Here is a 26,148-nt window from a genome sequence, read left to right as displayed (position 1 = left end):
CCGTCCGGTCAGGCCGCGAGGACCGCCAGGCCCAGGGCCGCGGCGCCCGCGGCCGTGAGCCGGGCGGGTGCGCGGTCACCCGGCGCGACCGGGCTCGACGCCTCGATCAACCCGGCGTGCACGAGCGCACGCGCCGCGGTCGGGTCGCAGAACGGCAAGCCGTCCACCCGCACGTCCGGCTCGGCGCTGCGGGTCAGGTCGACCCGGTTCGCGACGGTCGCCCTCAGCAGGGCGATCTCACGTCTGGACAGCTCCTTCATGACCAAACACCTCCATGGGGACGAACGGCGCAGCGGACGTCCCGGTTCACTTCGTGGGACGTCCGCGTTGCCACCGTCGTTCCCGTTGAGCTCAACCCGCGGCGCGCGCGCCGCGTCGTTCTGCCGCTTCCAGCACCAGCCGCAACCACTCGGCGTCGGCCGCCGCGCCTTCCATCGCCACCCGCCGCAGCCGCAGCCACAGCCCCGCCTCGCTCCACTCCTGGAACCGGCGGTGCACGGTCGGCACGGTCACGCCGAACGTCGGCGGCAGGTGCCGCCACGCGCAACCGCTGGTCAGGACGAACACGATCGCGGTGAAGATGGCCCGGTCCGACACCCGGCCCCGGCCGCCGCCCTGGCGACGCACCTTCGCGGGTGGCAGCAGCGGCTCCACCACCGCCCACAACGACGGCGGCACCAGGCGCACGGCCAGCTGCTCGATCACGTCGGCGTGCGGCGGACGGGGAGGCGCTTCCGGCGCCCGGCGCACCCACGGCTCCTGCCGCTGGGCGTCGCCGCGCTGGCGGGCGCGCAGCAACATGGCCAGGGCGGCGTCGTCCGTGCGCCGGGGAGCGACCGCGGGGTGCGAGTGCTGTTGCACCTGGCGGGCGATCTCCGCGCCCACCGTTCGACCGAACGGCTGCGCTGGTCGTACGTAGTTGGTCATCAGGTCCTCCGCCCAGGACTGTCGTGATGGCCATCACGCTAGGAACACCGAAGCTCCCTGGTAAGGGAACGCGCGACGAACGGGAGTGGTCCAGCGTCACGCGGCCACCCGAACTCCGCCGAACGGCAACGCAGGAGCGACGAGCGGATGAGCGGTCGTCACTCCCCGGAGGCTGCCGACCACGGATACGCTCGAAAGCGTGACCACGCCGCCGCGTCTCCTCGCCACCAGTGACCTGCACGTGACCTATCAGCAGAACCGCGACTTCGTCGAGGCGATCCGGCCGCGCTCGCCCGACGACTGGCTGATCGTGGCGGGTGACGTGGCGGAGAAGTTCGACGACGTGGAGTGGGCGCTGGGCGTGCTGCGCGGCCGGTTCGCCCGGGTCGTGTGGTCGCCGGGCAACCACGAGCTGTGGACCACCAGGGACGACCCGGCGCAGGCGCGCGGCGAGGTGCGCTACAAGCAGCTGGTGGAGCTGTGCCGGAGCATCGACGTGCTCACGCCCGAGGACGAGTTCGCGGTGTTCGAGGGCCAGGGCGGGCCGGTGGCGGTGGCGCCGCTGTTCACGCTCTACGACTACACGTTCCGCCCGGCGGGCACCACGGACAAGGAGTCCGCGCTCGCCGCCGCCCAGGGGGCCGGTGTCATCTGCACCGACGAGTACTTCCTGCACCCCGACCCGTACCCGAGCCGTGAGGCCTGGTGCGCGGCTCGGGTCGAGGAGACCGAACGCCGGTTGCGCGCCGTGGACCCTTCGTTGCGCACCGTGCTGATCAACCACTGGCCACTCGTCCGTGATCCCACGTTCGTGCTGCGGTACCCCGAATTCGCCCTGTGGTGCGGCACGGAGCGGACCGCGGACTGGCACCTGCGGTTCCGCGCCGCGGTGATGGTCTACGGCCACCTGCACATCCCGCGCACGATCCGCAAGGACGGCGTCCGCTTCGACGAGGTGTCGCTGGGCTACCCGCGCGAGTGGCAGCCTCGTGGCTGGACCGCCGCGCCGCTGCTGGACGTGCTGCGTGAGGGGGACGCGCGATGATCACCGACCTGCTCAGGCCGCCGGTGTCGGCGTTCGAGTCGTTCGGCGACCCCGACGGGGTGGTGTTGTTCCCCGAAGAGGAGGAACACATCGCCCGAGCGGTGGACAAGAGGCGCCGGGAGTTCACCACCGGGCGGCACTGCGCGCGCACCGCGTTGGCCGAGCTCGGGTTCCCGCCCGCGCCGCTGCTGCCCGGTCCGAAGCGCGAGCCGGCGTGGCCCGACGGGGTCGTGGGCAGCATCACGCACTGCAAGGGCTACCGGGCCGCGGCCGTCGCCCGCACGTCCGAGGTGTGGACCATCGGGATCGACGCCGAACCGAACGAGCCGACCCCCAGCGGGGTGCTCGACGCCATCGCGGTGCCCGGCGAGCTGGCCAGGATGGGCGAGCTGGCCGCGGGCGGCGACAAGGTGGCGTGGGACCGGCTGCTGTTCAGCGCGAAGGAGTCGGTCTACAAGGCGTGGTTCCCGCTGGCGCGGACGTGGCTGGGGTTCGAGGATGCGGAGGTGACCATCAACCCGGACGACGGCACGTTCACCGCGCGGATCCTCATCGAGCCGCCGGTGGTGCACGGCGCGCCGCTGGACGGGTTCACCGGTCGCTGGCTGGCCCGGGAGGGGTTTGTGGTCACCGCGATCGCGGTACCCGCGCGCTGATCGGGGTTGGGGAGGCGGCGGTATGGGCGACGAGGTCGGGCGACAGGAGTTCACCCGCGATGACCGGACGCGGTACCGCACCAAGGTGCGCCGCTGCCTGGACGTGTTCGCCCGGATGCTGCGGGAGTCGCGGTTCGAGTTCGACCGGCCGACGACCGGGTTGGAGATCGAGCTCAACCTGGTCGACGACGCGGGCGACCCGGCGATGCGCAACGCCGAGGCGCTGGAGGCCATCGCCGACCCGGACTTCGTGACCGAGCTCGGCCAGTGGAACCTGGAGATCAACGTCGCACCCCGGCTGCTGACCGGCGGCGGGATCACCGAGTTCGAGGACGTGGTGCGCCGATCGCTCAACGAGGCCGAGCACAAGGCCCGCAGCGTGGACGCGCACATGGTGATGATCGGGATCCTGCCGACGCTGCAACCCAAGCACCTGGCGGTGAGCGCGCTGTCGGGCAACCCCCGGTACGCGCTGCTGAACGAGCAGGTGCTGGCCGCGCGGGGCGAGGACCTCCAGATCGCGATCAGCGGGGTCGAGCGGTTGCAGATGACGGCGGACTCGATCGTGCCGGAGGGCGCGTGCACGAGCACGCAGTTCCACCTCCAGGTCTCGCCCGAGGACTTCGCGGCGTACTGGAACGCGGCGCAGGCCATCGCCGGGGTCCAGGTCGCGATCGGCGCCAACTCGCCGTTCCTGATGGGCAAGGAGCTGTGGCGGGAGACCCGGATCGCGTTGTTCCAGCAGGCCACGGACACGCGCAGCGACGAGCTGAAGGAGCAGGGCGTCCGGCCGCGGGTGTGGTTCGGGGAGCGGTGGATCACGTCGATCTTCGACCTGTTCGAGGAGAACGTGCGGTACTTCCCGGCGTTGCTGCCGATCTGCGACGAGGAGGACCCGTTGCAGGTGCTGGAGCGCGGGGACACGCCGTCGTTGGCGGAGCTGCGGCTGCACAACGGCACCGTCTACCGCTGGAACCGGCCGGTGTACGACGTGGTGCGCGACCAGCCGCACCTGCGGGTGGAGAACCGGACCCTGCCGGCCGGGCCGACGGTGGTCGACATGCTGGCCAACGGCGCGTTCTACTACGGCCTGGTGCGCGTGCTGGCCGAGGAGGAGCGGCCGCTGTGGTCGCAGATGTCGTTCAGCGCGGCGGAGGAGAACTTCACCTCGGGCGCGCGGGCGGGGATCGACGCGCAGGTGTACTGGCCGGGTCTCGGCACGGTGCCGGTGGCCGAACTGGTGCTGCGCCGCCTGCTGCCGATGGCGCACGAGGGCTTGGTGCGGATGAAGGTCGAGGCGGCCGAACGCGACCGCCTGCTGGGCGTGATCGAGCAGCGCTGCCTGACCGGCGTGAACGGGGCGACGTGGCAGGCGCGTTCGTTCCACCGCCACTACGACCACACCGCCCTGGACCGGCCCGAGGCGTTGCGCCGGATGCTGCGCACGTACCGGGACCTGATGCACAGCAACGAACCCGTGCACACCTGGCCGGTCTCCTGACACCAAATTGTCAGACCCCGCCGGCAGAATGAAGAACAGGGGTCCCCTGGGCGAGGACCCCTGCGAAGCATTCGGGTCGGGTGGTGCGCGAGCGGCCGGGCGGGGTTGCGGGCCGAGGTTCGCAACCCGGCGGCGATGGTGGTGTGGCCGGTCAGGCGCAGGGCGTTGGTGGCGAGGTTGCGCAGGTATGCCATGGTCCGGGGCGCGTTGCCGTGGACTCCCCGGCGCCGCGACACCCGCAGGTCACAGACCTGCTCGACAGCGACCAGGGCCGGCCGGCCGATCCACAACCACGGACATCGGGCGGCCGGGTCAGGGGTGGTCAGGTGGGGGTTGCGGGGCGGTCAGTGCCTTCATGGCGTCGGCCTGTCGGGCTTCGACGGCGCGGTTCCACCACCGGTCGCCCTCCTCAAGGCCCTTGTGCAGCGCGGACAGGCTGAACATCGCGTCCGGGTGGCCCGCCTCGGCGGCCCGGCGGAACCAGGTCTCCGCCCGCTCCGACGGCGGCTCGACCCGCCGGCCCGGACGGTGGGCCGCGGCGCGGGTGCTCGCACTTCCCCACCGCGTCAGCAGCATCCCCAGCTCGTACATCGCCTGCGTGTCACCCGCCTCCGCGGCGCGCCGGAAGCAGTCCTCGGCCTCGTCGAGGTCGCCGCGCCGCCGGGCCAGGGCGCCGAGCACGACGAGCACCCGGTGACGGGTGGCGGCGTCGCGTCGTCGGCGGGCGAGGGCGGCGGGGTCCAGGGGCGGCAGCGAGGCCCACAGGTCGTGGTCCACCTCCACCCCGGCCGCGTTCGACGCCCGCTCCAGCCAGGTCTCGGCCGCGGCGGTCTCGCCCCGGTGCACCAGCAGCAGCGCGAGGTCGGCCATGGCGGACGTCCGACCGGCGCCGGCCGCCCTCCGGTACCACTGTTCGGCCTCGTCCGCCCGACCCGCGGCCACCAGCACCGCGCCCAGCTGTCCCATCGCGTCGACGTCACCGGCCTCGGCGGCACGCCGGTGCCACGTCTCCGCCTCGTCCACCGCACCACGTCCCGCGAGCACCGAGCCGAGCTCGGCCATGAAGAACGGCTCACCGGTCGTCTCCACCGCCCGGCGCAACCACCGCTCCGCCTCGTCGGTCTCTCCCCTGGCCCGCAGCCGGGTGCTGATCACCGCGAGGGCCCGCGGGTTGCCCGACTCGGCGGCACGGCGGTACCACTCGTCGTCACCCGACCGGTCCACCGCCGAGATCAGGTCGGCCAACGCCATCATGGCCTCCTGGTCACCGCGTTCGGCGGCTTCCCGGTACCAGCGCTCGGCGTCGTCCGGGCGTCCGTCCTGCCGGGCGAGACGGGCCAGGCCGTGCATCGCGACCGTGTCGCCCTCACCCGCCGCGCGGGCGTACCAGCGCGAGGCCTCGGCGAACGCGCCGCGCCCCTCGCAGGCCAGCGCCAGCAGGTTCATGCCGTCGACGTCACCGCGGTCGGCCGCGGCGCGGTACCAGACCTCCGCCTCCGCGGTGTTGCCGCCGCGCGCCGCGGCCACCCCGAAACCGACCACCGCAGCCGTGTCACCGCTGCCCGACTTGTCTCCCACGTGCGCCCCCCGGATGTCGCCTCCCCACCGATGCTCCCGCACCACCGGTGTCCGCCGCACCCCCGTCGGCGGCACCGCATCGTGGCGTGCCGCCGACGGGTGGCAACCCTCAGCTGGTCGGGAAGTTGTCGGGTGTCCGCATCCGGTCACGGATCCAGGCGCCCGCCGGCTTGAGGACACCAGTGCCGGTGAACGTGGAACCGGCGCACGTGCCCTCCTTGAACACCGCGCCCGAGCGGAAGTCGTCGGAGAAGTTCCAGTTCGTCCAGCCGATCTTGTTCGCGGCCAGGAAGTCCAGGTACTTCTGGCTGTAGGCGAAGTCGTTGCCGCCGTCACCGGTGTAGGTCTGCGTGCCGAACTCGGTCACGAAGATCGGCAGCCGCGCCGCCGCCCGCTGCAACGCGGCGAAGTACTCGTCCTGGTGCGACGCCGCGTAGAAGTGGAAGGTGTACATGAAGTTCGTGGCGTTGATCGGGTTGGCGATGATGTCCTGCTCGCTGCGCCCGTCGGAGATGCCCAGCGATCCCCAGCCGTGCGTGCCGACGAACACCACGCCGTCGGGGTCCTGCGCCCGGATCACCGGGATCATCTGCTCGGCGTAGGACTTGATCCCCGCCCACGACACGCCGTTCGGCTCGTTCGCGATGTCGTAGATGATGTTGGTCTTGTCCCGGTGGCGTTGCGCGACCTCGGTGAAGAACGTGCGGGCCGACGAGATGTTCGCGTTCGGGTCGCCCGGGTCGAGCTGGTGCCAGTCGACCAGCGCGTACATGCCGCGCCGGGTCGCCTCCTCGATGTAGCCGTGCACCATGTCGGTGAACCGGCGGGGGTCGGTCTCGTACCCGCCCTCCTGCACGTACATCGAGATCCGCAGGACGTCGGCGCCCCAGTCGCCCGCCAACGCGTCCAACGACGCGGGCTTCACGCACTGGGCGTACCACTGGATGCCGTGCGTGCTCATGCCGCGCAGCTGGATCGGCTTCCCGTACTGGTTGCACAGCTTCACGCCGCACACCCGCAGCTGCCCGTTGACGTCGGCGGGCCGACCCGCGCCGACCGTGCCGGTGTCGACGGTGAGCCGGTCGAGGTTCGGGCCGCCGTTGGCCGTGGTCGCGGTGACGCGCACGCGGTTCGCGCCGGCGGTCAACGACGCGGTCGCGGAGCCGGTGCCCCAGGTGGACCACGCGCCGGTGCCGGGGAACGCGATGCCGGCCGTGCCGCCGCCGTTGACCGTGACGCTCACCGGCCGGTTGGCGGTGGTGCCGTTGGCGTACCGGAAGGTCAGGGTCGCGGGGCCGGCCGCCGCGGCGGTCACGGTGAACTCGACGTACGAGCCGGACTCGTTGTCGTAGTTGACGAAGCCGCTGCCGGTGTAGCCCGCGTGGTTGGACTCGACCAGGCCGTTGGAGATCGTCGCGCTCTCCGCCTGGTGCTCGGTGACGGCCGCCGCGCCGACGTCCGCCGAGGCCGTCGGCACGGCGAGGAGGGCCGCGACGAGCGGCGCGAGCAGGGTGGGTACGGGCCATCGGGGTGCCACAGGGTGCCTCCCACGGGTCACGGGGATGAGGTGGAACACGCTGGCGGCGGCACAGTTAGGAAAGTTTCCTATCTGTTGCGTGGATCACAGCACCCCGGGACACCACGTGTCAACGATTCAGGGCGTCGACACCGACAGCTTGGTCACCGGCGGCTCGGTCACCAGCTTGGTCACCAGCGGCTCGGACACCGGTACCGCCACCGGCACCGGCCGACGCACCCGCAAGTGGGTGCTCGCGCTCCACGCCGACACCAGACCCGGCAGCAGCACGTGCCACGGGAGAGCGACCAGCACGTCACGCCGCACGGCCAGCACGATCCGACCCACCGCGCCACCGTCGAACCACACGACCCGCAGGGGCGCCTGACCCGGCACGTCCTGCACGGCGGCGAACGGCACCAGACCCGGCGGCAGCACCACCCGGTGGACGCACGACTCGGCCGTGACACCGTCGGCCCGCAACACCTCGTGCCGCACGAACAGGGACCGCACGGCGGCGACCAGCCGTCGTTCACCCAGACCCGCACGCACCTGGACGGTCATGCACTCGTACCCGGCTACGGACACAGGCCGTGTGGTCACGCGGTGAGCCCTTCCTCGCACTTAGGTAAACCTAAGTTAGCACCACCGCTCATCGCCGCATCAGTAGTCGTCCCCGCCGAAGAACGTCTCCTCCAGCCGGTCCGCCGTGCCCGCGAGCAACGCCAGCGGCTCGGTGAACTCGTGGATGTCCAGGTCCACCAACGGCAACGAGTGCCGCAGCACCACGTGGTCACCCATGATCGCCGCGCCGCACGCGATGGTCGAGTTGCCGACCTCGGTGAGGAACGCGTGCAGGTCGACGTTCGCCGCCAGCCCGATCGGCGACGCGATCTGCACCCACTCGTGCAGCTTGTCGAGCACCTCGCGGACCAGGACGACCACCTGGGTCCGCTCGTCGTCCTCGTCGAACTGCTCGAAGTTGAACAGGATCCGGATCTCGTCCTCGTTCTCCGCGATCACGTCATAGGTGTCGTGCACGTATGCGGCGAGGTCGCCCCAAGTGGCCATGCGATCACCCTACGGGCGCGACCGCCGCCCACACCGCATCACCGACCACATCGGTGGCCGCGGCCAGGTCGAGCGCGCCCATCAGGTGACGCCGGGCGCACTCGTGCGCGGGGCCCATCACCACGGGATCCAGCGCCCACAAGGGGAACTCGCGCACCTCACCCGCCGCCATCCGCACCGCGAACCAGCGCGCGACCGGCTCGAACACCTCGGCCTTCACGGCCGGGTCGGCGGTGGACGGCGCGGCGTAGAGCAACCGGGCCCGACCGGGGTGCTCGGCGACCCACCCCAGGTACCGCGCCACCACCGCCCGCACGGCCCGCTGCGCGTCACCGGCGTCCAGCGCCGGGACCATCGCGGCGACGCAGTGCGCGAAGCTCTCCCCGTACAGCACCGAGAACAGGCCCGCCCGGCTGCCGAAGTGGTGGTAGACGCTGCCGTTGGACACCCCGGAACGGGCGGTCAGCGCGCTGATCGTGACCGCGTCCAGCCCTCCTTCGTCGACCAGCGCGAGCGCCGCGTCCAGCACGGCTCGCCGACCAGTCGATCCCATGGGGTTAGAGTACCGCTCTAGAGCGTCGCTCCCCAGGAGGTCACCGTGGCCCGTTCCATCCCCGATCTGCTGCGCGAACGCGTGCGCGAGACCCCGGACGCCGAGGCCCTGCGCCACCGCGTCGGCGACACGTGGACGTCGTTGACCTGGGCCGAGGTCGGCGAGCACGTGCGCAGGCGGGCGCTGGGATTCCGGGAGCTCGGCGTGCGCGACGAGGCGCGGGTCGCGATCATGGCGGCGACCAGCGTGGACTGGATCCTCACCGACCTGGCCGTGCTGGCCGCGGGCGGCGTGACGACGACCATCTACCCCAGCAGCACGCCGGACGTCGTCGCGCACATCGTCCGCGACTCCGGGAGCGTGCTCGTCGTCGCCGACCCCGAGTTGGCCGGCAAGGTCGACGCGAAGGTCGTCACGCCCGACTGGGAACCTGCGGACCCGCAGGGCGACTACGACGCGATGGTGGACGAGCTGACGCCGGACCGGCTGGCCACGCTGATCTACACCTCCGGCACCACCGGCACGCCCAAGGGCGTCGAGCTGACCCACGACAACTGGCTCTACACCGCCGAGGCGATCCGCGAGCTGGGTGTGCTGACCCCGCAGGACCTGCACTTCCTGTGGCTGCCGATGTCCCACGCGTTCGGCAAGGTGCTCCAGGTCGGCATGCTCGCGACCGGCGTGCCCACCGCCGTGGACGGCGACGTGGACCGGATCGCGGCCAACCTGCTGGAGCTGAGGCCGACCGTGGTGGCCGCCGCGCCGCGCATCTTCGAGAAGATCCACCAGCGGGTCGTCGCGTCGATGCGCGAGACGGGCGGGGTGAAGGCGAAGCTGTTCGACTGGGCGTTGACCGTGGCCGAGCACCCGGAGTGGGCGCTGCGCCGCAAGATCGCCGACAAGCTGGTGTTCAGCAAGCTGCGCGACCGGGTCGGCGGCCGGATCAAGTACTTCGTGTCCGGCTCGGCGCCGCTGTCGCGGCCGGTCGGCGAGTTCTTCGACCGCGCGGGCATCACGATCCTGGAGGGCTACGGCCTGACCGAGTCGTCGGCCGCGTCGTTCGTGAACCGGCCCGGTGCGAACAAGCTCGGCACGGTCGGCAAACCCCTGGTCGGCACCGAGGTCCGCATCGCCGACGACGGCGAGGTGCTGATCGGCGGTCGCGGGATCATGCGCGGCTACCGCGGCCTGCCCGAGGAGACCGCCGAGACGCTCCAGGACGGCTGGCTGCACACCGGCGACATCGGCGAGCTGGACGAGGAAGGCCGGTTGCGCATCACCGACCGCAAGAAGGAGCTGATCAAGACCTCCGGCGGCAAGTACGTCGCGCCGCAGGCGGTGGAGGGCCTGGTCAAGGCCAACAGCCCGTACATCGGCAACGTGCTCGTGCACGGCGACGGCCGCAAGTACTGCGTCGCGCTGGTCACCATCGACCCCGACCTCGCGCCCGCCGACCTCGACGCGGACGCCGAGGTGGGTCGGGCCGTCGAGGCCGCCAACACCAAGCTGGCCCGGCACGAGACGATCAAGTCCTTCGCCGTGCTGCCGGAGGACTTCTCGGTGGACGACGGCACCCTCACCGCGAGCCTGAAGATGCGCCGCAAGGAGATCGAGACCCGCTACCGGGACGTGTTGGACAGCTTGTACTCCTGAACCCCGGGCTGCCGGGCTCCGACTGCCTCGACGGGCCGGTGGGCCACCGCGATCGCCCACACACCGGCCACCAGCACGGCCACCACCTCGGTGAGCACCAGCAACCGCTCCACGTACCCGAGCGGGAACACCCGCCACCACGCCGTGCCGACGACCGCGTGCACGCCGATCGCGTACAGGATCGGCGAGAACGCCAGGGCCGACAGCAGGCCGAGCCGGAACGTCCGGCGGGCGTGCGCGCCCCACACCGGGTCGCGCCGCCACGGCCGGGCCAGCAGCGTCGCCGCGATCGGCAGGGCGACGAACGCGACCAGGCTGGCGAAGCGGTGGATGCTGCCGCTCGTGCTCGGGCCGAGCGCCCAGTCGTTCTTCGGGAAGATCACCACCAGCGTCAACCCGACCGACCACGCGGCGAACGCCACCGCGCCCACCGAGTTCCACTTCGCCACCCCGTGCTTCACCAGCACCCCGAGGATCGCGACCGACCCGGCCACCAGCAGCAGCACGGCCGTGTCGAACACCCAGCGCTGCGGCCCGAGGGCGTACTCGCTGATGGTGCGGCGCAGGTGTCTGGTCGACTCGCCGAGCCGGTAGAGGTCCATCCCGCCGACGAGGGCGACGGTCAGCAGCACGGCGACGGCGCCCCCGAGGGCGACGAAGCGGGCCGGGGAACGGGTCGGGGCGGGCTCAGCGGTCAGCACAACGGACAGAACGGACGGCGACCACCACGTTGTTCCGCAGCCGGCGAATCGACAGCTCGCTGACAGCCGCCCCGCCCTCTGCACTCACTCGGCCGGGCGAAGTGTGCAACCCAGGACAACCTGAACCGCATGTCTCACGTTAGCCGGATAAAACGGCCGGCCCGGCGGCGACCACCCCGCCGCAGGGACATCAGCTGGACTGGCGGACCACGAGCGTCGGCGCGAACACGACGGAGCTGACCGGGCGGTCGGGCCGCTCGACCCGTTCCACCAGCAGGCGGGCCATCTCGCCGGCCATGTCCTCCACCGGCTGGCGCACCGTGGTCAGCGGCGGGTCGCACTCGACCGCCGGGCTGCTGTCGTCGAAGCCGACCACCTTGACGTCCTCGGGCACCCGCCGACCGCCGTTGCGCAACACCGGCAGCGCGCCGGTCGCCATCAGGTCGGAGGCCACGAACAGGCCGTCGAAGTCCACCCCCGCCGGCAGCTTCCGGGCCGCCTCGGCCCCGCCCTCGCGGGAGAAGTCGCCCTCCACCACCACCGGCTCGGGCAGGCCGTGCCGGGCCACCGCCTCGCGGAAGCCGCGCAGCCGGTCCTGACCCGCGGGCGTCTCCAGTGGACCGGTGATGGTCGCCAGCCGTCGGCACCCGGAGGACACCAGGTGGTCGGCGGCCAGTCCCGCGCCCGCGGCCTGGTCGACGTCGACGTAGGTGATCGACATGGGCCGGACGGGGCGCGCGGCCAGCACCACCGGCAGGTTCGCCTCGATCAGCTGCCGCGGCAGCGGGTCCGCGCCGTGGGTGTGGATCAGGATCACGCCGTCCAGCCTGTGCTGCCGGATGTCGTCCACCACCTCGCGGTGGTCGCCCGTGGTGAGCACGAGCTGCACGCCGAGCGGTCGGATCACCGGCAGGACACCGCTGACCACCCGCCCGAAGTACGGGTCGTGCACGGTGCGGCCCTCCTCCGGCAGGACGAGCCCGATCGCACCCGCCCGGCGGGTGACCAGGGAACGCGCCGCGCGGTTGGGCGTGTACCCGGTCGTGGAGATCGCCTTCTCCACGACTTGGCGCAGCTCACGGTCCACCGTGGCGACCCCGTTGACGACCCGGGACACCGTGGCCCGGGAAACCCCCGCGATCCGCGCGACCTCTTCCAACGTGACTGGTCTGCGGTCCACGTCCGTCTTTATACCGGGAGGTGCGGCCACGCGAGGCGTGGCCGCACCCACCCCGTCACTGGTAGACGCGGACGTAGTCGACCAGCATGCGCTGCGGGAAGACCGTGGTGGCGTCCGGCGGACCGGGCCACTCACCGCCCACCGCGTTGTTGAGCAGGATGAAGAACGGCTTGTCGAACACCCACGGACCGCGGGTGGCCTCGACGGTCGCCTTGTCGATGGAGATGACCGTCACACCGTCGATGCCGAACGTGATGCCCCGGCTGTTCCAGTCCACGTGGAACGTGTGGAAGGCGTTGGCGAAGTCCTGGCCGATGTCGCGCATCCGGCCGATGCCGCCACCGCCGAAGTACGCCGGGCCGTGGATCGTCTGGTACGCCGTGTTCGGCTCGCGACCGAGGTGCTCCATGATGTCGATCTCGCCGCTCGCGGGCCACGGCGTGCCCTTGAAGATGTCGTTGCCGAGCATCCAGAACGCGGGCCACAGGCCCTTGGTGCCCGAGACCTTGATGCGGGCCTCCATGCGGCCGTAGGTCCAGGACGCCTTGCCCTCGGTGATGAGGCGGGCGGAGGTGTACTGGCACGTGCCGGAGCCGCTGACGGGGTCGACCGGGCACGCCGAGCCCGGCGTGACCTCCCGCCTGGCCTCCAGCACCATGTTCCCGGCGCCGTCGGTGAACGCGTTGCGGTTGTCGGTGTAGTACTGCAGCTCCGCGTTCTGCCCGGTGCCGATCTCCGGCCGCCACTTGCCCGCGTCCGGCCTCGTGCCCGAGGGCGCGTTGAACTCGTCGCTCCACACCAGCCGCAGCGGGTTGCCGGGGTCCGGCGCCTGCGGCGGTGGCGGCGTGGGGTTGCCGCCGGTGCCGTAGACCTGGAACTCCCACAGCGAGTAGCCGTACTGCCCGCTGCGCTTGGTCAGGTTCACCCGGACGTACCGACCCGTACCCGACACGGTGAACGTCTGCTTGAAGCCGGTGCCGTTCGCCACGGTGTGGATCGTGGTCCAGCTCGACCCGGTGGCCGAGGTCTGGATCTCGAACCCGGTGGCGAACGCCGGGTCCCACTGCAGCACGACCTTGCTGACCTGCGCGGTCGCGCCCAGGTCGACCGAGATCCAGCCCGGGTCGACCCAGCCGGTGGTGGCGCTGGTGGCCCACCGCGTGGCCGGGTTGAAGTCCAGCGCCTTGGCGGGCGTGCACCCCGGGCAGGCGCCGTCGTCCTGGAACGACGAGGCGGACGCGGGCTTGTTGTAGGACAGCAGCTGCTCGCCGGGCGGGTTGCCACCCGTCGTGCCGGTTCGGACGGCGAACTCCCACAGCGACACGCCGTACTGCGTGGCGCGCGCCGTGGTGTGGACGCGGACGTAGCGGCCCGTGCCGGCGAAGGTGACGTTCTGCGTGCCGCCCGTGCCGGTGGTGGTCTGGTACACCGTGGTCCAGACGTTGCCGTCGGCGGAGGTCTGGACCTGGAAGGCCGTCGCGTGGGCGGCCTCCCACTGCAACGTCGCGCCGCACACCTCGCGGCTCGCGCCCAGGTCGACCCGCAGCCACTGCGGGTCGCTGAACGCGCTGGACCACCGGGTGCCCGCGTTGCCGTCCACGGCCGAGGCGGCCACGAACGGGCTGCCGGTCTCCACCGAGGAGGCGGTGACCGGTGCGTTGAGCGCGGCGTTGGCCGTGCCGCACTCGGCCGCCCGCGCGGTGACCACGGGCACGACCAGCGCGCCGAGCAGGGCGATGGCGGTGATCAGGCGCTTCACGGGCGGCCGTCCGCGCCGCACTTGATGATCGGGTTGATGCAGTCGCGCACCCGGCGGGCGAGTTCCGCCTCCGGCCACGCGTTGAAGAAGTCGCCGTGCATGGTGAACCCCGCGCCGGAGGCCAGCCGCAACCGCGACGGGTCGCCGTTCACCGGGTAGCGCAGCACCTGGCGCAGCTTCGGCACCGGCACCGGGTGGGTCGACGGGCAGTCCGCGTTCACCGGGTAGGCCATGTGGCTCTTGTGGTCCGCCGAGTCCAGGTCGCGGCCGTTCCAGCACTGCGGGAAGTCCAGGTAGGACTCCAGCATCGTGCCCGCCGGGCAGTTCACGAAGTCCTTGGACGCGCCCACGTGCCCGGCGTGCAGGCAGGACCAGCGCGAGATCGTGCTGGCGTCGGGCTGGGTGGCCTTGGCGTTGCCCGCGACGATCCGCAGACCCAGCGGGAACGGCTGGATGCGTGCGATCACGTCGTCGCGCACGCCCTCGCCCAGGTAGTAGAACGTGGTGCCGGTCGGCTCCACGGGCTGGTTGTCCCGGTACATCGTGGGCACCCAGTAGGAGGACAGGTCGGTGCCCGGGTTGCAGTTGCTCGTGCCCGCCAGGAGCGACTGGACGGTGGAGCGGGCGTTGGTGGTGGTGTTGCCGAAGAAGCTGTGCATGTGCGACCCACCGGGCAGGTTCGGCGCCACGATCGGGTCGTCGGGCAGGCGGTGGCTGTACGGGCAGTCGGCCAGGAACTCGGCGACCCGCACGATCGGGCCACCGGCGTTGCGGACGCCGAACACCTGGAACTCCCACAGCGACACGCCGTACTGGGTGGCGCGGGCGGTGGTGTGGACGCGGACGAACCGGGTGGTGGCCGAGACGGTCAGGTTCTGCACGCCGACGTTGCCGGACGCGGTGGCGATCGTGGTCCAGGCGTTGCCGTCGGCCGAGGTCTGGAGTTGGAAGGAGCGCGCGTAGGCGTTCTCCCAGTTCAGGGTGACCTGGCTGATCGCGGTGGACGTGCCGAGGTCGACCCGGATCCACTGCGGGTCGGCCGCGGCGCTGGACCAGCGCGTGCCGGCGTTGCCGTCGACGGCGGCGGAGGCGGGCGTGCCGCCGTTCTCGGTGGAGGAGGCGGCGACCGGCTTGCCCTGGGACAGCAGTTCCGGCGCCGCGGAGGCGGGAGAGGTGACGAAGGTCAGTGCGGACGCGGTCAGCGCCGCGACCGTGGTCGCGGTGACCAGACGACGCCATCGGCGAATGGTGGGGATCACGACTCCCCTTTCGTAGGGCGTAGCAGGGAGATTGGGAGAGCGCTCTCACAGCGGAACGTAAGACGGCCCCCTGTATCAGTCAAGGAAAGGAGGCAGTTCCGGTCATCCCGGAACACCGACGGAGAGAGCGCTCTCTCACTCCTGAGCGTTGAACTCGGGGTACCTGGACGTAGGACACGCCTGTTCCGAACGTAGGACTCTCGCGAGAGTCCTACGTTCAGGACGCGAGAGTCCTACGTTCAGGTAGGCCGAGTTGAGCGTTCAGGAGAGGCGGGCGGCGGCGGGGAGGTTGGTCGGCGAGGCGGTGGGCCAGGTCAGGGGGTCCGGGCCCAGGGTCCACAGCTCGGCCACCTGGAGGGCGCACCACGGCGAGACGGGGCGGGCGCCGGCCAGGACGGCCGGGGCGAACTCCGCCCACGGCACCCACTCGAACGAGTCCACCTCGTCCGGGTTGGGCACCGGGTCACCGGAGACCAGGCCGCGGAACACCGGGCACATCTCGTTCTCGGTGACCCCGTTCTCCATCTCCGCGCGGTAGCGGAACGCGGGCAGCACCAGGTCGAGGGTCACCTCGGCCAGGCCGAGCTCGTCGGTCAGGCGGCGCGTCACGGCCGACACCATCGACTCGTCCGGCGCGGGGTGGCCGCAGCACGAGTTCGTCCACACCCCCGGCCACGTCTTCTTGTGCAGGGCACGCCGGGTCAGCAGCAGCCGGCCCGCCCCGTCGAACAGGTAGGACGAGAACGCCAGGTGCAGCGGGGTGGACGCGTGGTGCACGGAGGCCTTCTCGGCCACACCGATCCCGGCACCGGACTCGTCCAGGAGCACGACTTGTTCCACCCGCCCACCTTCCCACACACCCGATCAACGCGCGTCGGCGAGCACCTCGGGGTTGCGCACCAGCTTCCCGCTCGGCGTGCGCGGCAACGCCCGCAGCACGTGGATCCGCGCCGGCTGCTTGAACTCCGCCAACCGCTCGGCGCACCACCCGGCCAGCACCTCCGGGGTGAGCGCCCGCGACCCGGTCGAGACGTAGGCCTCGATCGCCGCGTCGTGCACCGCGATCGCCTCGGTGACCAGCGGGTGCGACCGCAGCGCCGCCTCGACCTGCGTCAGGTCCACGTTGCTGCCCCGCACCACGACGAGCGAGTCCGCCCGGCCGAGCAGCCGCAGGTTGCCGCGCGCGTCGAACTCGCCCCGGTCACCCGTGCGGAACCACCCGTCCAGGTAACGGCCGGGCTCGCCGGCGCCCAGGTACGGCGACTGGTCCAGCGCCACCTCGACCAGGCCGTCGCGCACCCGGATCGTGGTGTCGGACAGGGGCTTGCCCACCGACGGCCGGGTCGCGCCCGACACGTCCATGGCCAGCGCGCCGGTCTCGGTGGTGCCGAAGCACTCGCCGACCATGAAGCCGTGGGCGGCGGCGAACCGGTCGGCGACCTCGGGCGGCATCAGCTCACCGCCCGCGAACGCACCGCGCACGGTCCGCAGCGCGTTCCGGTCCGCGGCGGCGGCGAGCAGCTCGAAGTGGAACGGCACGCCGGTGATGAAGTCGACCTCGTGCCGCACGGCGGTCCGCAGCACGTGCTCGGCCGACGGCCGCTCGGCGAACACCAGGTGCACGCCGGCCGCCAACGCGTGCAGCAGCCCGCCCACCAGGCCGAAGCTCTGCGCGGTGGAGTTGAGCAGCAACAGCCGCTCGCCGCGCTGCGGCATGCCCTCGGCCGCGCCGAACCGCATCACCTCGCGGATGATCGACTCGGTGCTGCGCCCGACGACCTTGGGCCGCCCGGTGGAGCCCGAGGTGAACTGGACCAGCCGGTGCCGGGTCGCCGCGGGCTGCCCGTCGGACGTGGGCTCGATCACCAGCTCGTGGCGCTCGCGGAAGGCGCCGTCCGACCGGCCGGACGCGCGCACCACGAACTGCGGCCTGGTCAGGTCGCGGAGCACGTCGACCTCGGCGGGCTTGAGCCGGTGGTCGACCGAGATCACCCGGGCGCCGAGGCTCCACAGCGCCAGCGCCACCTCCAGCTGGGTGAAGCTCGGGGGCACGTGCAGCGCGACCGCGCTCCCCTCGCCCACCCCTGCGGCGGCGAGCAGGCCCGCCTCGGCGGCGACCGCGGCGCGCAACGCGCCGTGGGTCACGGTGTGCTCGTGGCTGAACACCGGCACGTCGTCGCCGTGGCGGCGCAACAGGTCGGTGACGAACTCGCGCATCTTGGCTCAGGTCTCCTTGCAGAACTCGCCGATGGGGATGCCCACGTGCCGCTGTTCGGTCGCGATGTAGCCGAGCAGCTCGTCACCGCGTTGCAGCTCGGTGACGTTGCGGACCTTCCCGCCGGGGCCGAGCACCCGCACGTGCCAGTCGTCCTGCACGGTCAGGCTCACCTCGACGCCCTCGGGCGAGTGCGCGGTGATGGTCAGGATCGGGCGGGATTCGAGCTTGGCCCGGCCGACGGTGAGCTTGCGGGTGCGGCCCTCGGAGTTCACGGCGAGCACCGTGCTGCCCGAGCGCAGCTCGGACAGGTAGTTGGTGCGGTTGTCCGGGCCGAGCACGTAGGAGTGCAGGGCGCCGGCGTTGACCCGGAACGGCCGGGTCGGCATGTAGGGCAGCGGGTGGGTCTCGCTGCAGCACAGGATGAAGCCGGAGGAGAACGAGCCGACGAGGATGCCCTCGTCCTCCTGGAAGTGCGAGGCGGTGTCCACGCAGACGCGGTCGCCCAGGCCGTTGTGGGTGATGCCGTCGACGGTGAGCGTGGTGAGGTCCAGCGGCGCGGTGGTCGCCTCCAGCAGCCGGGCCAGCTTGAACACGTCGTTCGCGTCGCGCGGGGCCATCAGCACGCCGTCCGAGCCGTGCTCCAGCACGTCCAGCACGATCGCGGCCTCTTCGAGGTCTGCCACGACGGTGACCAGCTTGCCGGGCGCGCCGTCGGCGGCGGCGATGACGATCTCCAGCGGGATCTTCGTCGGGTCGGTGAACGCGACCACGGTGTGCCCGAGCCGCACCGCCGCCGCGCACGCGAGCTTGAGCGTGCGGTCGTCGCGGACCTGCACGAACGCCGCGTCGGTGGTGAGCCGGTCCAGCGCGTCCTGGTCGTCCACGACCGCGGTGACCAGGTGCGGGCTCTCGACCGGCGCGTCGGTGACGAGCACGCGGGTGATCGTGGGCGGCAGGGTGTCCAGCAGCGCGGGGTCGTCGGACACGACGCCGGCGAGGCGGGCGTGCACGGCGGCGTCCACGACGGCCTCGCGGTGCGCCTCGGTGACGGTTCGGAGGTCGATCCAGGCGAACTTCAACGGTTCTCCAAGGGGTGGTGAGTGCCCGATCGGCAGGCGACGGCCGAGGCCCGGCCGGTCCGGTGGCCGACGGCGGACGTCGGCGGCGTGGTCATGACGAGGCCACGACACCCGTCATCGCGCGGACCAGGTCCGATCCGGTGTGGTGGTGGACGATCGACGCCAGTTCCGCGACCAGCGGCATCGGCGCGGGCGCGGTGAACACGCGGCGGCCGACGGCCAGGCCCGCGCAGCCCACCGCCATCGCGGTGCGGGCGTGGTCGACCACGCTGCCGCCGCCGGTCGCCGGACCGCCCGCGACCAGCACCGGGATCGGGCAGCTGGCGATGACCTCGGCCATCCGCTCGGCGGGCAGGGCGAGGTTGGTCTTGACGATGTCGGCGCCCAGGTCGACCGCGATGTTGACCACGTGCGCGAGCAGCGCGGGGTCGTTGGGGTCGGCGATGCGCGGGCCGCGCGGGTAGACCATGGCGATCAGCGGCACGTTCCACTCGTCGCACGCCTTGGCGACCACGCCGAAGTCGGTGAGCTGGCGCTCCTCGGTGTCCGACCCGATGTTGACGTGCACGCTCACCGCGTCGGCGCCCAGCCGCAGGGCCTCGTCCACCTCGCCGACCAGCACCTTGGCGTTGGTGTCGGCGGCGTGCGCGGTGCCCGCGCTGAGGTGGACGACCAGCCCGCAGCCCGCCAGCACGTCCGGGTCGATCGTGCGCACCCGTCCTTTGTGGACGATGATGGCGTCGGCGCCGCCCACGACGACCGCGTCGATGAGCTCGTGCCACCGGTCGCGCGGCACCACCGGACCGTCCGAGACGCTGTGGTCGAGCGGGACGAAGAGGTACCTGTCGTCGCGCGGACGGGAAAGGCGTCGCAGCCGCAACGCTTTCCTCATGTCGCTCACTCCTCCTCGGCATTCGGCGATGGCCAGTCAGCAGAGTGGTCGAACCAGCGAGCGCGGCGGGAGGTGTGAGGTGGCGATAACTCGCCAGTTATGCACCTGTTGGAGCAACGGGACCCCGCGGCCCGGCGACGCGGCGTAGCCTCCTACTCCACACGCACGGAGACGCTCGGTTCGTTCGGTTGCCCTAGGCTGCCGCAGTGAACATGGAGCTCAGGCACCTCCACGTCGTGCTGACCGTGGCGGAAGCGGGCAGCATCAGCCGAGCCGCGTCACTGCTGAAGATCGCGCAGGCCGGTCTGACCGCTCAGCTGCGCCGCATCGAACGAGGGTTCGGAGGCCCGTTGTTCGTGCGGCGCACCGACGGCGTCGAACTGACCGAACTCGGCCGCCACGTCGTGCTGCGATCCCGTGACCTGGTGGAACGGTTCGACGACCTGCTGGTCACCGCGCGCAAGCTGGCCGCGGAGAGCGACGTGACGGGCATCCGGCTCGGCGGTGTCGCCGGATCGCTGACCCCGCTGCTGGTCGGCGTGGTGCGCTCGTTGCTGCCCACGCACCCGCAGACCACGCACATCGAACGCACCAGCGACGCGGTGCTCGACCTGGTCCGCACCGGGAAGCTCGACCTCGCGCTGGTGACGGAGTTCCCGCAGAGTCCACTGCGGATTCCCGAACAGGTGGACTGCCGCACCGTGGTGACCGAACCGATGTTGGTCGGGATCGCCGCCGGGCACCGGTTGTCCACGCGCGGTGAGATTCGGCTGTCCGAACTGGCCGACGAGGAGTGGGCCGTGCCCGACGAGAGCTACGGCGGCGGGCGGCTCAACCTGCACCTGGCCTGCGAGGCGGCCGGGTTCACGCCGCGGTGCGCGCACTTCGGCGTCGACCCGGCGTCGGCCGCGGAGCTGGTGCGCTCGGCGCGCACGGTGGCGTGCTTCTTCCCGACCGGGCACGACCTGCCGGGCGTGGTGCTGAAGCCGATCGTGGGCAACCCCGTGCACCGGCGCGTCACCGTGGTCTGGCGGCGCGACGGCACCGCGGCCGAGTACGTCGACGACGTCCACGCGGCGCTGCTGCGCGCCTACCAGGAACGGACCTGGGGTCACGGCGCGCGGACGGCGAAGCTCGCCGCCACCGGGTTGACCGTGGCGGCCAGCTGACCGTGCTCGTCGGCTGACCGTGCCCGCCGGGTGACCTTGCTCGTCGCGAGGTCCGGGCCGTGGGCCTTGTGCCGCCCAGCACCGACCCACGACCCGGGTCCTCGTTCACCGGGCATCCGGCGGCGCGAAGCTAACGACCTGCGGTAAAGCGGCGCCTAAACGCCCAGCGCATCGCGGTAGAGCTCGCGCAGCTGCGGCCCCGGCGGCACGCCGAGCTCGGCGGCCAACGTGCGGCGGGTGTCCTGGAAGACGCGCAGCGCCTCGGTCCGCCTGCCGCAGGCCAGCAGCGCCGTCATGAGCTGGTGGCGCAGGTTCTCCGAGAACGGGTGCTCGGCCACCAGCGGGGTCAGCGCCTCCACCGCCTGGGCGTACCTGCCCAGCGCCAGGTCGGTGTCGATGGCCGCTTCGAGGGTGGCCAGGTGGTGGGCCTCCAGCGGCGCGCAGAGCCAGGCCCGCAGCGGTTCGGACTCCGCGCCCGCCAGCGGCGTGCCGCGCCACAGGGCCAGGGCGCGGGTGTAGAGCTCGCGCCGGTGTTCGAGGTCCGCGGTGCCGGCGGCTCGTGCGGTCAGGTCGCGGAACCGGACGGCGTCGACCTGGTCCGGCTCGGCGCGCAGCACGTAACCCGCGTCCTGGTGCGTCACGGGCACGCCCGCGCCGCGCAGCGCGGAGATGTGCACCTGGAGCGACTTGCGCGCACGGGGCGGCAGGCCGTCGCCCCACACCAGGTCGAGCAGCCGGTCCACCGGCACCCGCTTACCGCAGTGCACCGCCAGCACGGCCAGGACCTGGCTCGGCTTGCGGCGCAACGGCAACGCCTGCCGCTGCGCGCCACCCGGCCGGACCTCGACCGGGCCCAGGATCCGGAACTCCACTCCGCCCCCAGCCGCGTTGAAGCTTCACCAACACTGACGCGACTGTGACGACACTTCCCTTGCCGTGGTTCCGCCGGACGGGCGATTCAGGACGCGTCCTCGTCGCGGGCGCTGAAGCGCTCGGCCATCTCCACGTCCCACCAGGCGGCGAAGAACTGGAAGTCGGCCTCGCCGTCGTTGACCAGCCGGTGCCGCTCGTACGGCCGGAAGTGCACGATGTCGCCGGCCGCGAACGGCACCCGGCCGTCGTCGGTGACGATCTCCGCCGCACCGGACACGGCCACCCAGACCTCGTGCTCGCGGTGGGCGTGCGTGCTCGACGCCGCGCCCGGCTGCACCACGCACCACGAGCCGTCGAACGGCGCGTTGACCAGCGGCCACGGCATCAGCCTGCGGGCCACCAGCCCGCTGTCCCGGACCAGTTCCGCGGGATCGAGTCGGCGGATCTCCACGGCTATCGCCCCACCTCGGCGGCAGGCTCCACGTGTTCCACGGCGCTCCCCCGGCGTCGACCGATTCCGACGTTGCAATTGGCGAACGCTCGGGCGTGGCCGCCGGAGATTATCGCCACGGCACGTCGGGGCGGGAAACCACTGCCACCGAACGGCCCATCGCCAGAACCTATAGACCGAGGTGCTCGGCGGCCACACGCTTGGGCACGCACATTCGCCAAGCGTCCACCACGAGTTCGGTCAGCTCGTCCGACCCGATCTCCGCCAGGGTGCACTCGACCCAGTTGTAGCGCAGGTCGGACGCGGCGGGCAGGTGGAACTTGGCCGGTTCGGCGGCCACCAGCGCGGCCCGCTCGTCCTTCGGGAACGCGAAACCCAGCGTCCGCTCGTCGCGCGACAGCGCCAGGTACACGATCCGCCCGATCCGGAACTTCACCCGGTCCCGGACGACCGCCTCCTCGGTGCGCGGCAGGGACCGCGCGATGCGGCGCACCTCGTCGACGGTCGCCACCACCGACTACCGCCCCGAGTGCCGGAGCACGCTCTCCACCTCGGTGCGGAACGCGTTGACGCCGTCCTCGCCCTCCGGCGCGCCGTGCGCCTGGAGCAGGTGCAGCAGCGCCACCCCGTTCGCGGAACGGCGGGAGAGCGACCGGAACGAGAACGCGGACTCGTAGCCGGTGATCGCCGTCGCCAGGGCGGCCGCGACCGTGGCCAGGAACGCCCAGAGCGCGCGCTGCCGATCGTCGGCCACGGCGACCGCGCCGAGCGCCGCGGCGGCCGTGAACAGCAGCACGGTGAGGCCGGTGGTCCAGCGGCGGGCGGCCGTGTAGCGGGCCTGGGCCTGCTCGAACCCGGCGAGCCGTTCACCGATCCGGTGGCGCAGGTAGGCGCGGAGGAACTGCTCGCGGTGGTCGTCGACCACCGTCGGCGGAGCCGACGATCCGACCACCGTCGGCGGAGCGGGGGATCCGACGCGGGTCATGAGCGGCTCACCGATTCGTGGCGGTACCGCGCCACGGCCGTCGCCAACTCCCGCGAGCGCTCCTCGCGCTCGGCGTCGTCGGCGGCGGGTGGTGCGGCGAGGTGGTCGAAGTACAAGGCGCGCAACTGCTCGGCGCGGACCTGCGCGTCCGGGTCCTCACCGCCGCGGGCCACGACCGCGAGCACCGCCGCGGCCGCGCCGGACACCGCGAGCAGCACGCCGGGCCACGGCGCGTCCCGCAGCCAGACCTGCAACGCGGCGAACACCGTGGTGCCGAACCCGGCGGCCAGGGCGAGCACCACCAGCAGGCGCGCGCGTTCCCGTGACCTGAGGGCGGCGACCTCGCACTCGTGCAGCACGGGCGCGACCACCTGGTTGGCCTCGTGGATCGCGTCCGCGAGCAGCGGGTAGTCCAGCACGTAGCCGGGGTCGATCACGGGGTGCGGCTCGGGTGCCCGGAACCGCACCCTCGGCCACACCGCCGGCGGCGGCACGTCGGCGTGCAGCTTGGCGCCGGGCCGGTTGCCCAGCACCCGCCGCAGCACCGCGACCACCTTGTCCGCGCCCTCGTCCAGGTGGACCACGGCCACCTGACCGCTCCGGACCAGCACGGCGAGGTCGTCGTCGCGCGCCGCGGCCGCGGTGTGCTGCGCGGTCGCGACGGCGGTGTCCACCGTGACGTCGGCGGCCGGGTCGACGACCTCGGTGGCGGCGCTGCCGGCGTCGGTCCGCACGACCGCGCCGACCTCGGTGTCGCCGACCTGGGTGTCGCGGGCCTCGCCCAGCGCGATCTCGTCGGCGAGCGCCCCGGTGCCGGCGAGCACGAGCAGCGGCCGGTCGCGGCCGAGGTGGTCCACCAGGGCCGCCCGCGCCACGTCGCCACCGCCGATCAGCAGCGCGAGCGCCGGCCGCTTCGAACCGGTCACGGCGTCCACCGCGCGGAACAGAGCGGGCAGTTCCTCGCCCCACTTCGAGCCGGGCACGACCACCGCCGTGTCGTGGTTCACGTTGAGCCGTACCTCACCCTCCGCCGGCTCCGCGTCCTCCGCGGCGACCCGGCCGGACGGGGCGACGCCCACGAGCCGGGGCCACCGGCCGTCCAGCGACTCGGCGGCCAGGCCGACCAGGTGGGTGACGCCGACGTCGGCGCCCGCCGTGACCACGACCGCGTCCGCCCTGGCGGCCGCGGCGAGCACCGCACGCAGCACCGGGAGCACGGTGGCGGCCAGTCCGGTGTCCAGGGCGTCGGCCGAGCCGAACACCGCGAGGACCGGGCGGCCGCGGGGCAGGCCGAGGGCACGCGCCCGGATGTCGGCGTCCGGGTGGGCCAGTCGCCGCACCCGTGGGCCGGTACCCGCTGTAGGCATGCCGGGCACCCTAGCGGTGCCTCACGTGAATTTCACCCGTCCGGGGGCGAATTTCGTCGCAGGTAGAGTGCTGGGCGTGTCGATTGACCCCGCCGAACTGGAAATCGCCCTAAGGGTGCTCGCCCAAGTGGACGAACTGGACACCGAGCACCCCGACGCGGTAGCCGTCCGCCGGGCCACCGCCGGCATCTGGAAGAGCCTGCGCAAGCGCCGCAAGGCCGACCGCCGAGCCTCGGTCAGCGCCGCCGACCGCGCCGTCATCGAGGCGACCGCGACCGGCTCGCCGTCCCGCATCGACGACGAGACCCGCGGCCTGCTGCTGCGCGAGCCGGAGCCCGGCGCGATGGCGGGCACGCTGCTGCGCGCCCGGTCCTGCTACACGTGCAAGAAGCGGTACACCGAGGTGGACGCGTTCTACCACCAGCTGTGCCCGGACTGCGCGGCGCTGAACCGGGCCAAGCGCGACCAGAGCGCGGACCTGACCGGCAAGCGCGCCCTGCTCACCGGCGGCCGCGCCAAGATCGGCATGTACATCGCGCTGCGGCTGCTGCGCGACGGCGCGCACACCACCATCACCACCCGGTTCCCGCGCGACGCGGTGCGCCGGTTCGCCTCCATGCCCGACAGCGCCGACTGGCTGCACCGGCTGCGCGTGGTCGGCATCGACCTGCGCGACCCGGCCCAGGTCGTGCAGCTGGCCGACTCGGTGGCCGCCGCCGGGCCGCTGGACATCCTGATCAACAACGCCGCGCAGACCGTGCGCCGGTCGGCGGGCGCCTACGCGCCGCTGGTCGCGGCCGAGTCCGAGCCGTTGACCGCGGGGCACCTGCCGTCCGGCGCCCTGCCCGAGCTGGTCACGTTCGGGCACACCATGTCCGCGCACCCGGTGGCGTTGGCGGGCACGTTGGCCGAGACCATCCCGGCGGTGACGGCGCTGGCGCTGACCGCCGGGTCCCGGGAGATCGACGCGGGCGGCCTGGTGCCCGACGAGGCGGCGGTCAACAGCTGGGTGCAGCGGGTGGAGGAGGTCGACCCGGTGGAGCTGCTGGAGGTGCAGCTCTGCAACAGCACCGCGCCGTTCATCCTGATCTCCCGGCTGCGCCCGGCGATGGCCGCCGCGCCCGCGCGCCGCAAGTACGTGGTCAACGTCTCGGCGATGGAAGGCCAGTTCAGCCGCGCCTACAAGGGGCCGGGCCACCCGCACACGAACATGGCCAAGGCCGCGTTGAACATGCTGACCCGCACCAGCGCCGAGGAGATGCTGACCACCGACGGCATCCTGATGACCGCCGTCGACACCGGCTGGATCACCGACGAGCGGCCGCACCCGACCAAGATGCGGCTGGCCGCGGAGGGTTTCCACGCGCCGCTGGACCTGGTCGACGGCGCGGCCAGGGTGTACGACCCCATCGTGCGCGGTGAACTGGGCGAAGACCTGTACGGCTGCTTCCTGAAGGACTACGCACCCGCGGCTTGGTGAGGCGATCACCCGACTATTCCGTCCATTCCCGACAGTAGTAATGCGAATGGGCCGATCGGGTATCAGGGCTCACGGAATCGCGCCGGTGTGCGACTCTGCGTCGGTAAGGTGAAGCTTTCGGTGTGCCGCCGCGAGGCGACGGGGGTGGGCATGGACCGCGGGCGGGCCGGTCGAGCCGCCGCGCTGCCGCGCGTGACCGGGACGGGGGCGTCGTGGTGACCGGGTCGCGCGTCAA

Annotated in this window: 25 protein-coding genes and 1 pseudogene; 6 read left to right on the top strand and 20 right to left on the bottom strand. The window is 72.3% G+C overall.

Features of this window, described 5'->3' with window-relative positions; translation table 11 throughout:
* Positions 1-8: 8 nt before the first annotated feature.
* Together ACYVLT_RS39495 and ACYVLT_RS39490 are read right to left on the bottom strand one after the other, a co-directional pair.
* A complete protein-coding gene (locus ACYVLT_RS39495) occupies positions 9-260 on the bottom strand; it encodes a hypothetical protein (RefSeq protein ID WP_461125275.1) in 252 nt (83 codons plus the stop codon).
* A 103-nt stretch (positions 261-363) separates the two neighbouring features.
* Positions 364-705, bottom strand: a pseudogene (locus ACYVLT_RS39490) (transposase); the annotation flags it as partial.
* Between the two features lie 421 nt (positions 706-1,126).
* On the opposite strand from ACYVLT_RS39490, the gene ACYVLT_RS39485 reads away from it, so the two are divergent.
* Genes ACYVLT_RS39485 through ACYVLT_RS39475 form a run of 3 tightly spaced genes read left to right on the top strand, consistent with a single transcriptional unit; the run spans position 1,127 to position 4,129 of the window.
* Positions 1,127-1,972 carry a metallophosphoesterase family protein gene (locus ACYVLT_RS39485; protein ID WP_461125274.1) on the top strand — a complete coding sequence of 282 codons (846 nt, stop codon included), beginning with the start codon at positions 1,127-1,129 and terminating at the stop codon, positions 1,970-1,972.
* Entirely contained in the window at positions 1,969-2,628 is a 660-nt protein-coding gene (locus tag ACYVLT_RS39480; protein WP_461125273.1) for a 4'-phosphopantetheinyl transferase family protein, read from the top strand. The genes ACYVLT_RS39485 and ACYVLT_RS39480 overlap by 4 nt, the downstream gene beginning before the upstream one ends.
* Positions 2,629-2,650: 22 nt before the next feature.
* Positions 2,651-4,129 carry a glutamate-cysteine ligase family protein gene (locus ACYVLT_RS39475; protein ID WP_461125272.1) on the top strand — a complete coding sequence of 493 codons (1,479 nt, stop codon included), beginning with the start codon at positions 2,651-2,653 and terminating at the stop codon, positions 4,127-4,129.
* 312 nt (positions 4,130-4,441) lie between these two features.
* Here the strand turns inward: ACYVLT_RS39475 and ACYVLT_RS39470 are convergent, their stop codons facing one another.
* The 5 genes from ACYVLT_RS39470 to ACYVLT_RS39450 form a co-directional block, all read right to left on the bottom strand.
* Positions 4,442-5,707 carry a tetratricopeptide repeat protein gene (locus ACYVLT_RS39470; protein ID WP_461125271.1) on the bottom strand — a complete coding sequence of 422 codons (1,266 nt, stop codon included), beginning with the start codon at positions 5,705-5,707 and terminating at the stop codon, positions 4,442-4,444.
* Positions 5,708-5,816: 109 nt separating this feature from the next.
* Positions 5,817-7,244, bottom strand: a complete 1,428-nt coding sequence (locus tag ACYVLT_RS39465; RefSeq protein ID WP_461125270.1) for a cellulase family glycosylhydrolase — start codon at positions 7,242-7,244, stop codon at positions 5,817-5,819.
* 117 nt (positions 7,245-7,361) lie between these two features.
* The gene (locus tag ACYVLT_RS39460; RefSeq protein WP_461125269.1) at positions 7,362-7,826 is read right to left on the bottom strand and encodes a hypothetical protein; all 465 of its coding nucleotides are present in this window, start codon (positions 7,824-7,826) and stop codon (positions 7,362-7,364) included.
* Positions 7,827-7,886: 60 nt separating this feature from the next.
* Positions 7,887-8,294, bottom strand: coding sequence for a hypothetical protein (locus ACYVLT_RS39455; protein ID WP_461125268.1), 408 nt, complete (start codon positions 8,292-8,294; stop codon positions 7,887-7,889).
* A gap of 4 nt (positions 8,295-8,298) precedes the next feature.
* On the bottom strand, positions 8,299-8,847 hold the full coding sequence (locus ACYVLT_RS39450) for a TetR/AcrR family transcriptional regulator (RefSeq protein WP_461125267.1): 549 nt from the start codon (positions 8,845-8,847) through the stop codon (positions 8,299-8,301).
* A 45-nt stretch (positions 8,848-8,892) separates the two neighbouring features.
* Here ACYVLT_RS39450 and ACYVLT_RS39445 point away from each other — a divergent pair, with 45 nt between their 5' ends.
* A complete protein-coding gene (locus tag ACYVLT_RS39445; protein ID WP_461125266.1) occupies positions 8,893-10,500 on the top strand; it encodes an AMP-dependent synthetase/ligase in 1,608 nt (535 codons plus the stop codon).
* Here ACYVLT_RS39445 and ACYVLT_RS39440 read toward each other — a convergent pair.
* From ACYVLT_RS39440 to ACYVLT_RS39405, 8 genes are all read right to left on the bottom strand, one after another.
* Positions 10,467-11,201: a DUF998 domain-containing protein gene (locus tag ACYVLT_RS39440; protein WP_461125265.1), complete on the bottom strand. Its 735-nt coding sequence runs from the start codon at positions 11,199-11,201 to the stop codon at positions 10,467-10,469. The two genes, ACYVLT_RS39445 and ACYVLT_RS39440, sit on opposite strands and share 34 nt — an antisense overlap.
* Before the next feature lie 190 nt (positions 11,202-11,391).
* The gene (locus ACYVLT_RS39435) at positions 11,392-12,381 is read right to left on the bottom strand and encodes a LacI family DNA-binding transcriptional regulator (protein ID WP_461125264.1); all 990 of its coding nucleotides are present in this window, start codon (positions 12,379-12,381) and stop codon (positions 11,392-11,394) included.
* 55 nt (positions 12,382-12,436) lie between these two features.
* Positions 12,437-14,140 carry a discoidin domain-containing protein gene (locus ACYVLT_RS39430; RefSeq protein WP_461125263.1) on the bottom strand — a complete coding sequence of 568 codons (1,704 nt, stop codon included), beginning with the start codon at positions 14,138-14,140 and terminating at the stop codon, positions 12,437-12,439.
* Positions 14,137-15,399, bottom strand: coding sequence for a DUF1996 domain-containing protein (locus ACYVLT_RS39425; RefSeq protein ID WP_461125262.1), 1,263 nt, complete (start codon positions 15,397-15,399; stop codon positions 14,137-14,139). The genes ACYVLT_RS39430 and ACYVLT_RS39425 overlap by 4 nt, the downstream gene beginning before the upstream one ends.
* Before the next feature lie 261 nt (positions 15,400-15,660).
* A complete protein-coding gene (gene idi / locus ACYVLT_RS39420; RefSeq protein WP_461125261.1) occupies positions 15,661-16,239 on the bottom strand; it encodes an isopentenyl-diphosphate Delta-isomerase in 579 nt (192 codons plus the stop codon).
* A gap of 24 nt (positions 16,240-16,263) precedes the next feature.
* The gene (locus tag ACYVLT_RS39415; RefSeq protein WP_461125260.1) at positions 16,264-17,616 is read right to left on the bottom strand and encodes a class I adenylate-forming enzyme family protein; all 1,353 of its coding nucleotides are present in this window, start codon (positions 17,614-17,616) and stop codon (positions 16,264-16,266) included.
* Between the two features lie 6 nt (positions 17,617-17,622).
* On the bottom strand, positions 17,623-18,696 hold the full coding sequence (locus ACYVLT_RS39410) for a 3-dehydroquinate synthase II (protein ID WP_360449484.1): 1,074 nt from the start codon (positions 18,694-18,696) through the stop codon (positions 17,623-17,625).
* Between the two features lie 91 nt (positions 18,697-18,787).
* Entirely contained in the window at positions 18,788-19,588 is an 801-nt protein-coding gene (locus ACYVLT_RS39405) for a 2-amino-3,7-dideoxy-D-threo-hept-6-ulosonate synthase (protein ID WP_461125259.1), read from the bottom strand.
* Between the two features lie 212 nt (positions 19,589-19,800).
* Between ACYVLT_RS39405 and ACYVLT_RS39400 the strand changes: the two genes are divergently transcribed.
* Positions 19,801-20,757 carry a LysR family transcriptional regulator gene (locus ACYVLT_RS39400; RefSeq protein ID WP_461125412.1) on the top strand — a complete coding sequence of 319 codons (957 nt, stop codon included), beginning with the start codon at positions 19,801-19,803 and terminating at the stop codon, positions 20,755-20,757.
* A 155-nt stretch (positions 20,758-20,912) separates the two neighbouring features.
* On the opposite strand, the gene ACYVLT_RS39395 is transcribed toward ACYVLT_RS39400, so the two are convergent.
* From ACYVLT_RS39395 to ACYVLT_RS39375, 5 genes are all read right to left on the bottom strand, one after another.
* Positions 20,913-21,629 carry an AfsR/SARP family transcriptional regulator gene (locus tag ACYVLT_RS39395; protein WP_461125258.1) on the bottom strand — a complete coding sequence of 239 codons (717 nt, stop codon included), beginning with the start codon at positions 21,627-21,629 and terminating at the stop codon, positions 20,913-20,915.
* An 86-nt stretch (positions 21,630-21,715) separates the two neighbouring features.
* Positions 21,716-22,081: a cupin domain-containing protein gene (locus ACYVLT_RS39390; RefSeq protein ID WP_461125257.1), complete on the bottom strand. Its 366-nt coding sequence runs from the start codon at positions 22,079-22,081 to the stop codon at positions 21,716-21,718.
* Between the two features lie 169 nt (positions 22,082-22,250).
* Complete coding sequence (locus tag ACYVLT_RS39385; RefSeq protein WP_461125256.1) at positions 22,251-22,592, bottom strand: MmcQ/YjbR family DNA-binding protein; 342 nt, start codon at positions 22,590-22,592, stop codon at positions 22,251-22,253.
* 6 nt (positions 22,593-22,598) lie between these two features.
* Positions 22,599-23,066 carry a hypothetical protein gene (locus ACYVLT_RS39380; RefSeq protein ID WP_461125255.1) on the bottom strand — a complete coding sequence of 156 codons (468 nt, stop codon included), beginning with the start codon at positions 23,064-23,066 and terminating at the stop codon, positions 22,599-22,601.
* A complete protein-coding gene (locus ACYVLT_RS39375; RefSeq protein ID WP_461125254.1) occupies positions 23,063-24,433 on the bottom strand; it encodes a hypothetical protein in 1,371 nt (456 codons plus the stop codon). The genes ACYVLT_RS39380 and ACYVLT_RS39375 overlap by 4 nt, the downstream gene beginning before the upstream one ends.
* A gap of 76 nt (positions 24,434-24,509) precedes the next feature.
* Here ACYVLT_RS39375 and ACYVLT_RS39370 point away from each other — a divergent pair, with 76 nt between their 5' ends.
* Complete coding sequence (locus tag ACYVLT_RS39370) at positions 24,510-25,913, top strand: SDR family NAD(P)-dependent oxidoreductase (RefSeq protein ID WP_461125253.1); 1,404 nt, start codon at positions 24,510-24,512, stop codon at positions 25,911-25,913.
* The last annotated feature ends 235 nt before the right edge of the window (positions 25,914-26,148 follow it).

It is taken from the genome of Saccharothrix stipae (genome assembly GCF_054781895.1).
This window is presented reverse-complemented; position numbering and strand designations above follow the sequence as displayed.